This window comes from Tuberibacillus sp. Marseille-P3662 (assembly GCF_900178005.1).
Lineage (GTDB): Bacteria > Bacillota > Bacilli > Bacillales > Sporolactobacillaceae > Marseille-P3662.
In genome coordinates, this window is the sequence record NZ_FXBS01000006.1 from 1,817,869 (window position 1) to 1,835,134 (window position 17,266).

A 17,266-nucleotide genomic window follows, 5' to 3' on the forward strand; every position below is an offset into this window, starting at 1 on the left:
AACTTACACCCTCTCAAAAACAAACGTATCAAAATCATCCCTTCTGAGCTTATAAAATCGTTGCTCTTTAGGTATATGAATCATTAATTCTTCTTTTTTGCTACCGAATTTCATTATTTTTTCAATGAATTCCACGAATTTAATCGCGTCTTCTTCATCTTTCTTGTTAGGACAATAACCATTCAGTACTTTAGTGAGCAACTTATATAATGTAAAATCAATTTCAATATATAAAGTATTTTCTTTATCGCCATCATGGTAACCAACAACTATGGTTGGCTTAAAAGATTCAATGACATCCTTCTTATTAAATTCCAAGTGATCTATTGATGGCTTGATATTTAGTGTTTGAGCTAGCCGGAACTTTTCTATTGATTTATTAATGTAAATATAATTGTTGTCAGGACTCCCTTTCCACTCATAAATAGCTTGTTTAAATCGCTCATAGAACTCACGAATTTTTATCTTTTCACCCGAATTAAAGTAATATAAGTACATCATATAATCTTTAAAAGATTGATCGATAATTTTGGATGAAAAGTTATCATTTGTTAAATAAACTAGTCTAACTAAAGACTTAAGAAAGTCATCAAAGACCTGCGGAGAAAGTCCTTCATCTTTATTCAAAAAGGGAGCCAAACTTTTTCTAGCATGATCAGACTGTACATAATTTGTAACGATATCTTCCCAGTTATCCATAGTATTTAGCTTTATTACAATTTCATCAATATGCTCTGACCTTGTGTGAATAGGATCAAGCTTACTGATAGAACTTAAAATGGAAGAGCGTTCGCCTTTTTTAAAAAGAAGACTTGGAACAGAGTATTGAATGAGCTCAATATCAGTCAGTGTTTCATCATACACACCTTCATCCGGTATTAGGATATTAGCAATAAAGTTAAGAAATGCTCTTGCAGAAACAACTAATTTATCTTTTACGACTGTTTGTATGACCAAATTAATAATTTGCTTTTGAACAAAATGATCTTGCAGAAATTCATAATTTTTATGGATAATTGTTTGAATCCCCTTATTATAATCCTCTTTATAGGCTGCATAGAAAGGGTTATCCACATTTTTATCAAACACTTTCCTCATAAGAGCATTAAAAAAATTTGATTGTGGCCCAGTATTTGTGAGTTCATAAGTGTGATAATCACCAAAGCTTAGCAGGTCAAAACAATCTTGACTGTACGTTGTAGTAATTTTTTGCGTAAAAAGTTCACTTTTTTCAACAAAGTTAATTAGGTTAGTAAAGGTGTGTTTCTTATGATTACGATTAATGAAATTATGCAAAACACCCATATTAATCGCAAGAATGGCTTTCTTATTTGACTTATTGAGCTGTTCATCAGAAAATTCTTTAAGATTTTCCTCAAGAGTCTCCATGGCATCCTTCTCTGGGGAAAAACTTTCAGTTGCATCATTAAAAATTGTGTATTCTTCAAGTAATTGCGATTTATTTTCCCTTAGATAGGATAATAGATGTGATTTCCCGTCACCTACGCTTCCACATAAAAGAATGAGAGTAGGTTTGTTGTTTCCGTGATTTTTTTGCAATAAATCTTCTAAGTCCCTTTGAACTTTACGTTCCACATGAATGTATTTTTTAAAACTACTAAATTCATGAATATTTTCAACCGCTTCCAGAGAAGAATCTTGAAGTCTTCTTAACTCTCTTATTAAGTAACTTTCGTTTCCATCAAGGTCCTTTATAATAACTGATTCTTCCTCCGTTGATATGCCTTCAGGTTCGGATATTTGACCTGTAGTTACATCTGCTTCTTGGCTAGCCATCTCTTCTCTTATTTGCTTTTTAACTATATCTCGTATATCATCTATATTATTAGACTTGGGCTTTGGATGGTCATAAGGAGGGATTTTCAACTCTTCCAATGAATAAACTTCATAAAACCATAGGGCTATTTGATACATAACTTTATGTAGTTTAAAGGCTTCTCTCATGTCATTAAAGTTGCCATTATGGGCAGCCTTATTCCCTATTAACCTAATTTGATCTAGATTCTGTTGTACTTCCTTAGTAATGTATCCATTTCTTGAAAGAAATGATATCCTTTCATATAAAGTTGAGATATGAGATAAATTGATTTGTTCATTCTTAAATACTTCATTGATTAGTTCTTCAGAAAACATTCTTGCTTTTACTATAGAACTAGCTGGGTCTTCAAACATTAATTCGTCCATTTTCTTAGCACTTAAGGCCGCGTTTCCTGCAAGTCCTTCTAAGAAACTCAAAAAATATTTGTGTTCGTACATAAATTTCATCCTTAAACAAATGATATAACAATTATTGTTATTATTAATATAAATTTTATATAATTGTAACACATGTGACATATATAAATCATGACACTAACTTATGTTAATATATGTAATTTGAGTGAATAATAAGTGTATAAACTTAATAATTAATTTTATACATGTTTTAACACTTTCCCTACTCCAACTGTTTCAAGCTTTTCCCGGATTAGAATCATGTCCACAAACTTTTGGGTACCTTCCAGTACGTCCAGCCAGTTCTTCCACCGTGTCCTCATTGTTCTCACTTACTAAGTATTCCTGGCACTTCTTCCAGCAGTTTTTATACAATTCGACCGTATACGCTTCATCATTAAGGATCGTTGTTCGGTATGTACTGCCACTATTTGCAATAATCTCCGGTATACGGTATCTGACTAATTTATTATATGTTGGATGCTATTACTCCTTAGGGGACTTCAGTTTATAATTCTATCGTACCATAATTGAAAAAAAATAACTGACCGAAAATGTGGTCAGCTGTAAATTCCCGTCATTTATAACAACAAACCTTGATCATGAAAGTGCTCGATTAATTTATCCAATGTGTACTCACTCTTTAATTTAAACTCGCTGTTTTGATTAGATCTTAATTCTTTTTCCCCAATAGGCTTCCTGCCTCGGTTTCGTTATGATCCAATCAATTGGAACAACGTATTCACAGTTCTCTTGATCATCAAAGTAACGGTTCGGGTTTTCAGCCTTAAACGTCATCTTAGATAATTTAACTTTACATATGCTTCTTTCATCGGACTAACAAAAATATTTGAATGGACTATCTAACCAATAAAGACAGTCTCGATCTTGCTGATTACATAAACTGCTTAGCCACTTGAATAATTTCATCTTTATATTTCAAAACATCTTCCACACTATCAATCCTATATTGGCTTTTATTGGTATCATTAAGTTGAATATACTTATTGTTTGAATTTAAACCTAGCCTACAGACCCACCTGCGAATATTATCATCAAGTAAAACATTAAAATAGCTTCGATTATCACGATAATATAAGCGCTCGGTATCAACATGTTCTTTGAGCAACATTTTTATGTGTACATAGCCTTCTATTTCTTCTTCTGTGGTCACAATCTCAGGCTCTGTTTGCTCATTGTCAACTTCTTGCTCGGTTGTAGCAGCGGCCTCTTCTTGTGCCTGTTCATTTTCAATAGTATTACTTGTAGAATTCAAAGCTTGTTGAAGCTTGTCATTAACCTTCTCACTGACAAATTGATTTAATGAATTCTTAACGGTTTCTCTAAAATTATCCACAACTTTTTTTGTTTTTAACCCTTGGTATATATCAGCAAGAATGAATTTAATAAATTCGTCGGATGGATCAGACCATTGACTAGCAATAAATTGTTTAATCTCACTAGAATACTTTAATTCTGATGCGGTATTCAAAACATGATCAACATCGAAGCCACTTTTCTTGAATTTTTCTAGCTCTTGGATCTTTGTATCTCGTAAATCTAGCATGTCAAATACGAAAAACGGTTTTTTATCCATTTTATTAGCTTCTTCTAAATCAGTATAAAACTTATATTGAACACCATTCGTCAGTATGGCAAATTTGGCTTTTGTTGTGCCGAAGTATCTATACAACTGGGAATCATGTTTGTCTAGCTTTTCATTAATCGCCTTCGCCTCTATCAGAATAACTGGCTCTCCACCTTGTTTGATGGCGTAGTCAATCTTTTCCCCTTTCTTTATTCCAACATCGGCAACAAACTCAGGTACCACTTCCTCGGGATTAAACACATCATAACCGAGTAATTGTATAAACGGCATGATTGTTGATGTTTTTGTTGCCTCTTCTGTTTCAATACTGTCTTTCAAATTGTCTATTTTCTTAGCTAAGCCTTTAATCTGTTGATAAAATTCATCCATTAAAATCATCCTTCCATTTAGGAAATTTTGTCTGTTATTTATTATACGGCATAATAACTTCAATTTAAAATATATTTAATTTTATGACACAATATAACTTAAGTCATATAGCTAAAAGGATGATCAAGAAGCTCAATTAAAATCCTTATATCTTCTTTCATAAACTATCTATTCTACCTACCGCAAATGCCCCAGTATCTGCGACATCCTTAAGTTCATCAATGCATTTTGTGTAATCTTCATTAATCAACAATGCAACGATTCAATGGCTTCTAATTCCCCAGTCACATAGCCTTTCGGGACATAAGGTGACCAAAACATGTAAACTCGATTTGGAAAATCCCGAAGTAATGTATGCGCATACTCCTGTTGCACTTCATGCTTCTGTTACTTAAGAAATCGTCTATGTGTAAAATAGTTCTCGAGCCTATTTGATGGAAAAAAAGAGAAGGTACTCTATCATAAATGTACGCTATGCCGGCGAATACATTTAGAAAAAGGCCTTCTCATGAAAAAATTATATCAGACATGTGAGTCAATTTCATAAATGCTTATATTCATCATTGATCCGAACACTCGAACGGTCTAATGGATTAATGTTTGTCAATTCAGCGCGTTAACATCGTTGATTGAAACGGCAGGCGGCGACTCCTGCGGGAATAGCATGAGTCTTGAGACCCCGCAATGCGAAGCATGAGGAGGCTCAAGCCATGCCCGCGGAAAGCGTCCGCCTAGAGTGGAAATCAACAGGCCAAGCACACTTACACATGTTTGGGTTTTCTGCTTTAGTCTTGAATGATGAATTTGACTCCAGACATATACGAAATAATAAAGGATACCGAGCATTTTATTGTATATGTAATGCAAAACATTATTTTTTGTTGTATAATTCAACATAGAAGCAGAGAAACTGAATAATATTAAGAAAGACCGTCCCATGCTGATACATGGAACGGTCCCATAGACCGAACCCCATCAAGAGGGGTAAGGTAGCATCAAGGAAAATAACCTCTCAGCGCCTACCTAAACGCATATGAGGGGTTAATCTTTTGTAAAATTAATCGACTAAAACTCCCATAACAGATCTTTAAACCTTTCGCTTCACCTCATCCAATGTTCTCCCATTCACATCCTTCCACTCAACCCAACCATTGCTCGACCTTTTCAAAATACAATCAGCCGCCATAGAAGGTGAGTTGAACAAGTAGTCGGTTTGAAAAATATATTTATTATCCCTTTGGATAACCACACCGTCATCGATCATCTGTTCAATCCGTGCCATATGATGAGTAAAACGCTGCTTAAAGCTTTCCACAGGTTCTAAGACCATCCCCGAGCCTTCGAAAACGACAAAACCATCATACGTTAACTCCCCTTTGGCAGTAATGCCACTACTTTTACAATAGAACACGCTGTGATCATCTGCTTGAGCGTCATCTGAATTCTCATCTCTTAATGGTTCAAAGACCGGATAACCAAGCGTCGATAGCAGAAGTTTCATTGTGCCAAAAATATCAAAGAGATCCGCTTGTCGCCATTCCGGAACAAATGACTGCGTGGGTATCGTCTGATCCACAAAGAATCTTTTTGCTTCCCTTACTTGATGATAAGCGTGATTTTCAAGGAATTTAACGTCTGTTTAGTGAATTGGTTTTGCTTATTATTTGTCACGATAACAACAGCTGTTGTCCAAAAGTCTTTGCTTTTATGATGCTGTTTGAGCCGTTCTGAACATCTATAGTATTATAAGAGGACGTAACAATTCCGAAATAGGATACCCAGATATTTTGTAACTTAGTGTTTCAATAATATTGTGGATGATCTCGTTCGAAAGTAAAACATTCGCTCTCAGCATTTGACTGAGAGCGAACGTCGCTTGAGCTCATTTTGTAACAGTTCAATAAAATCATCATCAAGCTCTAATTGCTTAGCTTGATAAAATGAATCCATTAAAAGTTCATCAGATAGGCGATTTAATCCTCTCATGTTGATCATCCCTACTAAAATTTATGATCCATCATTGTTAGATAGTCAATATTATATCAAAACTGCAAGCTTTACGCCTTCCGTAAAGCTATTCTAGAATGCCTCTCATACCGATCCGATTAAATGTTGTAAATTCTTATCGAGGATGTGCCAAGGTATTCCATTATGAAGATAGCAATGATTTTAGTCGTTGTTGGCTAATGCACTACGGTCCGCTTGTTGTGGCGGCTTCTCAAGCCACCCTTTTCTAATCATTATATTCGCGCCGTCTTCAGCGTATTTGCCGATCTCAGCCATTAATCGTGAATATTTTGCCGCTAAGTCTCGTCGCATCGACGTGGCCATAGCTGTTCCATAATAACCCATGCCTATCGCAATTAAAGCCGTCGTCTGAAACATCATTAGCTTATCAGAAAAAGGGGCCTGAGTGGACGTTGTGACTTCATAATCCCAAGTCATCGGTGCTTGGAGGTCATCCGATCGTAAAGCGGAATTGAATATTTCAACGTGTTTGGCGGCAATCTCTTTACCACGGACCATGTATTTGCCTACTTCTTTGGATAGAGCGACTTGACTAAAACCCATCATAGTTGCCCTTCCTAAGGCATTTCTTTGGGCATTATCAAATAAGTTTGCAATTTCTACCGATAGTAAGGGGCGTTGTGTTCCCCACCATCCCCTAAGATATTGTTGAGAATCAGCAAACGTGACTTGGTCTTGATAGGGAATATTCGGTGAACGGGTGTAAAGCCCTTTCGACAACAACACCTCATTTGCCATTCTATGTAATTCAAGCACATCCCTCATACATTGCGAAAAATAGGCATGAATGTCTTGGCGGGCAGCTAATGCCACAGACATGCTGTAAGAATTCATGGCTAATTTAGCCGATTGCTGGACATAAGCCAAGATAAATGTATCCGAATAGAGACGTGGCGCGGTAACATTAACATCATCATCCGTAAACCCTTGTGGAACAGCATTTCCTTCAGCCTCAAATATCGCTGTTAGTTGCTCAAGGTGGGTTTGAGCTAACTGGAGCGCATAGTCCAAAACTGAGCGAATCTCGTCATCATCAACATGGTTTAAAAAGTACCGTAATAGGCATCTCATCATCGTATCGTTTTGGTAAGCGGACCATATTTGTGAGAGTTCGGCCGACGTCAATTGAATGTTCTGTTCGTTGAGCATTGTGGTGTATACCTCCATACAAAATCTAATATGGCGTTAATATTAGTCAATCTTACCTTTCCCGGCCATTAACTTTCGTATTCGCTAATTTATGAAGGGGCAAAATACATTAATCAAAAGGGGCTGGGACAAAATGAAGGCTGGTGCTTTCATAAGAGTCAGATTAAGATTAAATCCTGTTCAACTCTACCATTGTTACTTATGAAAGCCTTTATCTAACGGACATCCATCACCCTCATCAATAACCGCTATCTCAAAATATCGCATTCATGGATTAAGCGCAAAAAAACCCCTGCGATAACAAGGGTTTTTTTGAACGTTTCGGGTACAAATCCGACAAAACAAATATGATATGAAATTACTTTGCAGACGAGTCAATTTCATAAATGCTTATATTCATCATTGATTCGAATAACCCAACGGTCTGATGGATTAATGTTTGTCAATTCAGCGGGTTAACATCGTTGATTGGAACGGCAGGCGGCGACTCCTGCGGGAATAGCATGAGTCTTGAGACCCCGCAATGCGAAGCATGAGGAGGCTCAAGCCATGCCCGCGGAAAGCGTCCGCCTAGAGTGGAAATCAACAGGCCAAGCACACTTACACATGTTTGGGTTTTCTGCTTTAGTTTTAAATTATGAAATTGATTCAGGCAATACTTTATTGTAGATTTTAATGATATCGTCTTTAACTGCTTTTCTAGGATTAGTTAAAGCAGTCGTATCGTTCATGGCATCCTCAGCGAGTTGTTCGACTTTGTCTTCCGTAAAATCGACCCCTAAGTAACTGAATGATTCTGGAATGTCTAGAGAACTTAAGAAATCCCTCACAAGCGGCATTAAGCTGCCTGCTGCTTTCGATTCACTTTCTAACACAAGTTTAGGGTCAAACATACGAGCGACGTCAGCGTATTTCTTCGGATTGGCTGGAAGATTATGGTCCAAAATAGACGGAAGAATAATCGCATTCGCAAGACCATGTGGGACACCATATCGAGCCGACATTGGATGGGATAGCGAGTGGACTAGACCAAGTCCAGATAAGCTAAAGGCCATACCAGCAAGTGTACTAGCTAAATGGACTTGTGCCCGTGCTTCTACATTAGCGGCATGTGCGTATGTTTGTGGGAGATGATCCATAACCATACGAATGGCCTGCAGGGCAATCCCATCGGTAAATGGATTTGCCGGTAGCGATACATAAGCCTCAATCGCATGAACAAGGGTATCACTGCCAGTTGCTGCCACATGTTGTCTAGGAAGCCCAAGCGTCAAAGTTGGGTCAACAAATACCGTTTTCGGAATAATATTTGGAGATACTAAGACTAATTTTCTTCCTGCTTCCGCATCGGTAATCACGCTGACACGTGTGACCTCCGAACCTGTACCAATAGTCGTTGGAATGGCAAATAAAGGTGGTAACTTGTCCTCAATAGGTTTGCGACCAGCGGTATAGTCCAATACAAACCCAGAATGTGTGGCGCCAACGGCTAATGCTTTTGCAAAATCGATGGCACTGCCGCCGCCAATCATGACAATCATGTCAGCTGCTTCTTTCTCATACATTTCGACGCCAGCCATAACCGAATCGGCTGTGGGGTTAGGTTGAACGTCAGAGAAAACATAGTAATCAATTCCTGCTTCAGCTAAAGGATTTGTAACGTTATCAACGACTCCTGAATCAATAAGTCCCTTATCCGTAACGATAAATACCTTTTTCCCATTCACTTGTTTGACACTATTTGCTAATTCCTGTTGCACAATATTTAATCCAAATTTCAAATCTGCTTGAATCCCTAGATTAAATGGCTGGTTTTGCAGTCCCATTATAAACACTCCCCTGTGTTAAGTAGTCAGATAGAACTGGCTATATACTTATTAAGTCTTAAAGTCTATTAGCAATATATGATATTTTAATTGGCCTGATGATAAACAGCTTTTTCATGCGAAAATGCTTTGAAACCGTAGACACCGTGATAAGAGCCTATACCACTTGTATTAACGCCGCCGAATGGCAAATTCAATTCCCTGAATTGAACCAAAACATCATTAACTGCCGCGCCGCCTGATGTCGTATAATTTAATACTTTATCAATTACATTTTGGTTGGAACTAAAGATGTACGTAGCAAGGGGTTTATCTCGTTCGGTAATGTAATCAATCACATCATCCAATTGGTCATAGTTAAGCATTGGCAAAATAGGAGCGAAAATTTCCTCCTGCATGATCTTCATGTCTGGAGTAACATTCTTTAACACTGTTGGATGAACCGTGCGATCCTCTTTGTCAAACTCACCGCCGAAAATGGCTTCTGCCCCTTTACTAATGGCATCATCATATAACGCTTTAATGCGGTTGAAATTGCGTTCATTGACGATTTGTGTGAATTTATTTTTATCTAGCACACCGTCTGACGAAAATCCACTTTGGACAACTGACTGCAACGCATTTGCAAACGCTTCTTGTTGATCTTCTTTGATAAATAAGTAATCTGGTGCAATGCAAGTTTGTCCAGCATTAGCAAATTTACCTATACCGATTTTCTTAGCAGCGTCGATCAAATCATATCCGTCATCAATGATTGTTGGGCTTTTTCCACCCAGTTCAAGTGTCACTGAGGCAAGATGCTTGGCAGCTGCTGTCATTACAATTTTTCCGACTCTAGTACTTCCAGTGAAGAAAATATGATCAAATGGTTGCTCTAGCAACTCAGTAGCTACATCGACATCCCCTTCAAAACTAGCGACTTCCTTCTCATCAAAGGCTTCGCGAATAATCTTTGCAGCCATTTTCTCCGTATTCTCCGTCATATCAGACAATTTAACGATTGCAGTATTTCCCGCTGAAATGGCAGCTGCAAGTGGTACCATCGTAAGCATGAACGGATAATTCCATGGTCCAAGCACCAAACAAACGCCTTTTGGTTCATAGATCAATTGCCCATGGGCTTCCGAATTTAACGAAGAAGCAACTTCTTTGGGTGCCATCCACTCATCGAGATGCTCTATATTATCTTTAATAGAATTCACTGTTCCAGCGATTTCAGCTGATTGAACTTCCTTATGGGGCTTTCGTACATCTTGTTGAATCGCCTCAATAATCTCTTCCTCATGTGCTTGTATAACTTCTAAGAAACGGTTAAGTTTTGCCTTTCGTTCTTCTGCGGTTGTCGCACGCATCTTTCTTTGGTGCGCTTTTTGTAATTTGAATACACGTTGTATTTCTTCTTGAGTCTGTTTATCCATGATTGCTTCTTCCCCCTCGCAGTGAGATAATAATTCTATGACGAACTGTGACGAAATCGTTACGTTTTTCATCACTGATTTAATTCTAGACCTAAATATATGCTTTAAAAAAGACAATGAAAGATGATATGTACGTTATCGTATATTTGCATAAAAAATGTTCATTCAGCCGTAAGCAAAAAAAGTGTGATAACGCTAGGGGGTACCATTCGTGTCACGAATCAATGACATTGATTCTAATTCAACGACTTCTAAATTGAAGGATGCTCTAATGTCTTTATTAGTTAATAAGGACATTCGCCAGATAACAACGAAGGAGGTAGCGAAACTGGCCCATGTGAGTCGTGGCGCACTTTACGTTCACTATGATGATAAATACGACCTTTTCAACGAAATTGTCGAAGAGATGCAAGAAGGCATCCGTCAAGCCATTTACCATTCATTCAAAGATAAAGAATATATTAACTTTAACCATATAGATTTGCAGGTTCATCCGATCCTATCTTATGTGAGTGAACATAAACACTTTTTCAAAACAATGATGGATCGCAGCAAAGAGCCGTTTGTCAATTTCCACCAGTTCTTCACCCAGGTCTATAACGAAGATGGCATTTTGGCTCCTGCAAAAGTCAACCTTTCACCGGCGCAACGAGATTTATATGGGCATTACCGTGCTTTGTATAATTACGCCATTATATGGTATTGGATGCAGGATGGTATGACGTCTTCCCCAGAAGTCGTCACCCAACAACTTTTGCAATTAATCCGTCAGAAACGTTTTTATTGGATTTTCGGTCATGCCGTGGATCTGAATCCATATTATCTTGACACGGCGCACGTCGACCGCCGTGTTATCCGTACCAGACAGGCTTTACAGGAAGCCATGATTGAATTAACAATAGAGAAGAAAAACTATTCTGCTGTTACAATATCGGACATTGCCCGTCGAAGTAATATCCGCCGGGCAACTTTTTATGATCATTATTCGGATAAAGAAGCCCTATTAAAAGCCATCATTCATCAATCATGTATTGACCTGATTCATTTTTTCACGGTGGAAACAAATCTTAAGGAAATCACTGTTGAACAATCGGAAGAGGCTCTTATACGTTTGTTTGCCTACCTTTCAAAACACCGGTCAATTGTTCATTTCATTAATGCTGACTATGGGATCCCTGATCCGATACCAGAAATGCTCAATTGTTTAAGCGAATTTTATCTGAGACAAGACATGACTATTACTGCTGGCAAGAAGATATATGCTTACTATATATCGGGGTTGATCGTCGGGTTAATCCTATACCGGTTGATCGACGGAACAGAACACGACCCCGAGTTTTTGGCGAAGGAATTTGTTGAGTTCTTGGATTTGAAGAAATATCGAGTGGTTTTGTAGTCATTTCACACAAAAAGTGTGCGGTCGAGTCATGTCATGTCGATAACCGCACACTTTTTTGGTTATTCTCGATGGGAACCAGGACGCAGTTTTCCTCATCCTCTCTCTTATTTTACAGATCATGCTTTAGCTTTTATTCACTACTTACTTTTGCCGATCCCGTTTGTTCATGGTTGCCTTTACCCCATAAATTCTCTAACTGTTCTAGTGATCGACCTTTGGTTTCAGGAACCATCTTCCATACAAAGATCGCGGAAATGACACTCATGAGACCATAGAACCCATAAGTTAATCCCCCACTAAAGTCAATCATCGCAGGATAGGTTGATGAGATAAAGAAGTTGGCTGCCCATTGAGCGGCAACGGCAATGGCCATCGCTTGTCCTCGGATTTTGTTAGGAAATATTTCTGATAGTAATACCCAACATATGGGTCCCCAAGACATCATAAAGCAAGCTGTGTAAAAAATGATAAACACTAATGTCCATATGCCAAAAATTTCATTTTGAGCTAATAGGGCAACACCAAACATGCCAATCGCCATACCGATAGAACCTATCATTAGAAGCGGTTTTCGTCCCCATTTATCGACCGTTTGAATCGCGATAATTGTGAACCCGACATTGACAACACCCATTATAATCGTTTGCAGCATCGAGGCACTTTCACCTGCACCCATACTTTCAAAAATACGCGGCGCATAATATAGGGCGACGTTAATACCAATAAATTGTTGGAATACAGAAAGCAGAATCCCCACAATAATGACCGTTTTGCCAAAGGACAACAACTTTCCAGTCGATGCCTTTGCATTCAATGATGCGCGAATATCGGACAAAACTTCTTTTGCTTGATCTTTGGAACCATTAATTTTCGATAAAATATTAAAGGCTTGATCTTCTTTGTTTTTAGAGGCCAAGAACCTTGGTGTTTCAGGCACATAAAATAATAATCCAAAAAATAATAGTGCAGGTAGTGCCTCCGAAGCAAACATGAATCTCCAACCCACATCATGAATCCAAGCGGTTGGTTGTCCATTGGCAATACTCCAGTTAACGAAATAAACAACTAATTGTCCAAATATAACAGCGAATTGATACCATGAAACTAATCGACCTCGAATGCCTTGAGGCGCAATCTCACCAATATAGGTTGGCGACGTTGCCGATGCGATACCAACCCCTATACCACCTAGAATTCTGTATAGGTTAAACATGATCAATAATCCTACGGATGGTTCATTGAACTCAAAAAACAAGAACTCTGGGTAGGCTGATCCTAAAGCAGAAAGAAGAAATAAACCAGCAGCGATCATTAACGAATTTTTTCTCCCAAAACGATTAGAAAAGAATCCAGATATTAGACCACCAATAATACAACCAATTAATGCACTCGAAACCGTCAATCCATGAACAAAAGACCCTAGCCCTAAACCATCAATTAAGTAAAGCTCCACTGACTGCTCGGCACCCGATATAACAGCTGTATCATAGCCAAATAACAACCCGCCTAAGGTTGCAATCAAAGCAATAAAAACCACATATGAAGACTTATTTCTGGTTTTCATAAAAATGTGTAAGAGCTAAAACAAATAATTTTGTCAGGCCCTCACTCTATCCCCCTTTTTATTTCAATCGATAATATTGAAGCGCTTTCGAATGGCGGCCTAATTATGAATAACGAAGTCCATAGACAATGAGGCCATTATGTCCATTCTTTTATATCATTCGAATTTTCAGGTATTTTTCAATAAAAATGTAACCCCTTCCATAACAGCACGTCCATCTTATGCGACCGATCCATTCCTCACCTCTCTCTCAAGTCATTATTTCAATGAACAAAACTTTATTTACCCTTTAAACTAAGTTTACTTCCTAAATGGAAGCGTTGTCAATAGTTTTAACACCCCATTGACGGTCGGTATGAATGGAGAATGATAAATCCAATATGAAAATGTTCGTTAGTTGTAGATGTAAGCGAAGTTTTACTATATGGGGCCAAACACAAAAAAAGCTCCCTTATAAGGTAAACAGATTTTATTATCTCATCTGTCTAACTTATGGGGAGCCTATTATTGCTTAGTTAACCCATTGATAACAATTCATTATTCGCCTTGAGGGAATAGGCGCTGAACCATGTTATTGATCTCTTCCCCAAGCCCTTCTACAGGCTTACCTTGTTGCAATTTATCACCATAATTCTCGACTCGATCTACGAAATCCGGATTGGTTGATACGTAAACATTGTCAATATCACCGTCGACGGATTTAACTTGTTTCGAAATGCTCTGTTTAATGTCTTGGTTTAAACCGTTATTCTCATCCTTAAGGACAGCTGCAACATAGGCGTTGTCATCCGTAACGATGACATTAGCTCTTCTGATTTTGTCTAAATTCGTGATTTGTTCCGCAGCTTTATCGGCAATCTCAAACCGATTGTTATCCTCATCTCCATTGTTCATATCGTTATTCACGCCATTGTCGTTATTGGCATTTTTGTTGTTATTAACATTATCATTATTGTTGTCATTACCATTATCCGGGTCATACTTTACATTCTCTGTATTCGCGCCGTTATCATTACCGGCATTCTCATCATCATTTGCGTTACAACCCACAAGGGGCAGAACAAGCGCGACTAAAAGGATGAGTAATTTGCCTGGGCTTATCCATTGCTTAATCATCATAAAACCTCCTAATGTTTTACCTATAGAATGAACGGAATGGGTTAAACATATTCAGGAAAAATGATTTAAATCAGGATAATTTTATGTCGTTATTTAAATAAGCCCTGCAATGACTTTTGTTTGTTAGGCGGCAAGCTAGAAAGGACCTCAATAACTGCGTTAATGGGATTATTTAATCTTGATCTTCCACATCAACTAAGAAGACCTTATCCTCAAATCCCCCATATTTTAATGCTTTACCTATCCTAACTGTTTCCAGCTTGTCTGGATCAGCATTATGTACATAGGATAGCGCTTGAACAACTTCCATGATATCTGCCAGTTCTTCAAGTGCCTCCCCATGGTTCACGCTCTCTAGGTACTCTTGCACTTCTTCCTTTAGTTTCTTCTGCAGTTCGGCCTGATATCCTCTTTCATTCAGCGTTGTTGTCAGACATGTATTGCCGTTATTTATAATGATCTCCGGTATACGGTCTCTGATTAACTTATTATAAGTTGGCATCTTGTCACTCCTTAGCCGTTGCTTCACGATGATTTTCATAATGCTATCGTACCATAATTTTAAACAAACAGCTGACCGAATATGGGATATCTATAACTCCTATGATTCTTGACAAACGCTTGATCATGTTTTTGAGTCAAATCGATCTTCAAGGAATTCAAAAATAAGGTATTTGTCCCTTACGAGTTAGGGACTTTTGTCATCATATGTACTAAGGTTTGTAAAAAACGTATGATGAGGATGATTAAAGATGAGTCCGAAGCTTAAGAAATTTGCGGATCCGCTGCCAATCATGGAAACATTGAAGCCCAAAGGAAAAAATAAGAAAGGTCCTTATTACGAGGTGACAATGGAGGCGTTCAAACAAAAATTGCATCGGGATTTGAAACCGACCCGCCTATGGGGCTTTGAACGCAGTTACCCTGGACCGACGATTGAAGTGATGCAGGGTGAACCGATACAGGTCAAATGGATGAATAACCTTCCTGATAAGCATTTTCTTCCGGTTGACCGTTCGATACATGGCGTAGCAGGCGCTCCAGAGGTACGGACAGTCACCCATTTACATGGGAGTGAGACCCAATCGGAAAGTGACGGCTATCCAGAAGCCTGGTTCACCAAAGGTTATGAACAGACGGGTCCCTTTTTTAAACGCAAAGTCTATGAGTACCCCAATCGACAACGCGGGGCAACATTATGGTACCATGACCACGCTATGGGAATCACAAGGTTAAACAACTATGCAGGGCTTGCCGGGATGTATATCATTCGAGATCGGCATGAAAAATCATTGAATTTGCCTAAGGCAGAGTATGAAATGCCGCTTGTGATCCAAGACCGAACGTTTAATGAAGACGGATCCCTTTTTTACCCGCGACAACCAGATGATCCATCCGCTAATCTCCCTGACCCGTCGATTCAGCCATTCTTTAATGGAGACACCCTTTTAGTTAACGGGAAAGTGTGGCCGTATTTGGAAGTTGAACCTCGAAAATATCGCTTTCGTTTACTGAATGCGTCGAATACGCGAAGCTATGAACTTTACTTGGATTCGGGGCAGCCTTTTTATCAAATCGGAACGGACGGAGGACTTTTGCGAAAGCCCGTCAAGGTTGAAAAATTAGCGCTAGAACCGGCGGAACGCGCTGATTTGATTATTGATTTTTCAAAATATGATGGCGATACAATATTATTGAAAAATGATCTGGGACCCGATGCTGATCCAAATGATGAAACGGATGATGTTATGCAATTCAAAGTCCGTTTGCCGCTTTCAAAAAAAGATACAAGTCATATTCCCTCTGAATTGTCGGAGATCCGATCACTGAAAGGCAATGAAGTCAAGGCGATTCGCAACCTCAAACTCGTCGGTTCAACAGATGAATTCGGACGTCCAGTGCTGCTCTTAAATAACAAGAGGTGGGATGCCCCTGTGACCGAAAAACCTTATTTAGGCTCCACCGAAATTTGGTCGTTGATGAATATCACAGGATTCGCTCACCCGATTCACATTCATTTGATTCAGTTTCAAATTTTAGATCGCCGTCCGTTTGATTTGGATACCTATAACACGAACGGCAAAATCGAATTCACAGGTCCGGCAGTACCGCCAAAAGCGAACGAAAAAGGATGGAAAGACACCGTCGCAGCTCCATCTGGACAAATCACCCGCTTAATCGTTCGATTCGCCCCCTTCGCTGGATATTATGTATGGCATTGTCACATTCTTGAACATGAAGACTATGACATGATGCGCCCATATACTGTTGAAGACCCTAAAAGAAATGACAAACAAGAATAATCAACCACGACTGATACCCGGCATCCAGTTTGAAAGGTCTTGAGCGTCTTCTATTTTGTTTAAGGGGGCTGGGACAAATCATAAGATATGAAAGCAAGTTCTAAGCGTCGTCAAAATACGTAGACGCCCGCGGCAAGCGAAGGATTTTGACGAAGCGATGACAGGAATGACGATTGTCAACAAATCATCCGAACTGATTAATAAACAAGTTCGGATGAACGCTTTAATTGTCCTCCCTGTTAATGGT

The 17,266-nt window shown here is 38.6% G+C and carries 12 protein-coding genes; 2 read left to right on the plus strand and 10 right to left on the minus strand.

Annotation, left to right across the window (positions count from 1 at the left end; translation table 11 throughout):
• Positions 1–3: 3 nt before the first annotated feature.
• From dptF to B9Y89_RS17670, 7 genes are all read right to left on the minus strand, one after another.
• A complete protein-coding gene (dptF, locus tag B9Y89_RS17630; RefSeq protein WP_085524490.1) occupies positions 4–2,277 on the minus strand; it encodes a DNA phosphorothioation-dependent restriction protein DptF in 2,274 nt (757 codons plus the stop codon).
• A gap of 853 nt (positions 2,278–3,130) precedes the next feature.
• Positions 3,131–4,213 (minus strand): type I restriction endonuclease, encoded by a 1,083-nt coding sequence (locus B9Y89_RS17635; protein WP_085524491.1) that lies wholly within the window; start codon positions 4,211–4,213, stop codon positions 3,131–3,133.
• Positions 4,214–5,300: 1,087 nt separating this feature from the next.
• Positions 5,301–5,789, minus strand: a complete 489-nt coding sequence (locus tag B9Y89_RS17650; protein WP_085524493.1) for a DUF4357 domain-containing protein — start codon at positions 5,787–5,789, stop codon at positions 5,301–5,303.
• Positions 5,790–6,061: 272 nt separating this feature from the next.
• Positions 6,062–6,199 (minus strand): sporulation histidine kinase inhibitor Sda, encoded by a 138-nt coding sequence (locus B9Y89_RS17655; protein WP_085524494.1) that lies wholly within the window; start codon positions 6,197–6,199, stop codon positions 6,062–6,064.
• Between the two features lie 183 nt (positions 6,200–6,382).
• A complete protein-coding gene (locus B9Y89_RS17660; RefSeq protein WP_085524495.1) occupies positions 6,383–7,390 on the minus strand; it encodes a DUF3231 family protein in 1,008 nt (335 codons plus the stop codon).
• 635 nt (positions 7,391–8,025) lie between these two features.
• Complete coding sequence (locus B9Y89_RS17665; RefSeq protein ID WP_085524496.1) at positions 8,026–9,216, minus strand: iron-containing alcohol dehydrogenase family protein; 1,191 nt, start codon at positions 9,214–9,216, stop codon at positions 8,026–8,028.
• An 86-nt stretch (positions 9,217–9,302) separates the two neighbouring features.
• Positions 9,303–10,634, minus strand: coding sequence for an aldehyde dehydrogenase family protein (locus B9Y89_RS17670; protein WP_085524497.1), 1,332 nt, complete (start codon positions 10,632–10,634; stop codon positions 9,303–9,305).
• Between the two features lie 211 nt (positions 10,635–10,845).
• On the opposite strand from B9Y89_RS17670, the gene B9Y89_RS17675 reads away from it, so the two are divergent.
• Entirely contained in the window at positions 10,846–12,030 is a 1,185-nt protein-coding gene (locus B9Y89_RS17675) for a TetR/AcrR family transcriptional regulator (protein WP_254901287.1), read from the plus strand.
• A gap of 133 nt (positions 12,031–12,163) precedes the next feature.
• On the opposite strand, the gene xylE is transcribed toward B9Y89_RS17675, so the two are convergent.
• The 3 genes from xylE to B9Y89_RS17690 form a co-directional block, all read right to left on the minus strand.
• Entirely contained in the window at positions 12,164–13,597 is a 1,434-nt protein-coding gene (xylE, locus tag B9Y89_RS17680; protein ID WP_085524498.1) for a D-xylose transporter XylE, read from the minus strand.
• 537 nt (positions 13,598–14,134) lie between these two features.
• On the minus strand, positions 14,135–14,713 hold the full coding sequence (locus B9Y89_RS17685) for a YhcN/YlaJ family sporulation lipoprotein (protein ID WP_085524499.1): 579 nt from the start codon (positions 14,711–14,713) through the stop codon (positions 14,135–14,137).
• Between the two features lie 175 nt (positions 14,714–14,888).
• Positions 14,889–15,218, minus strand: coding sequence for a nucleoside triphosphate pyrophosphohydrolase (locus B9Y89_RS17690; protein ID WP_085524500.1), 330 nt, complete (start codon positions 15,216–15,218; stop codon positions 14,889–14,891).
• 250 nt (positions 15,219–15,468) lie between these two features.
• Between B9Y89_RS17690 and B9Y89_RS17695 the strand changes: the two genes are divergently transcribed.
• Positions 15,469–17,019, plus strand: a complete 1,551-nt coding sequence (locus B9Y89_RS17695; RefSeq protein WP_085524501.1) for a multicopper oxidase family protein — start codon at positions 15,469–15,471, stop codon at positions 17,017–17,019.
• Positions 17,020–17,266 lie beyond the last annotated feature (247 nt).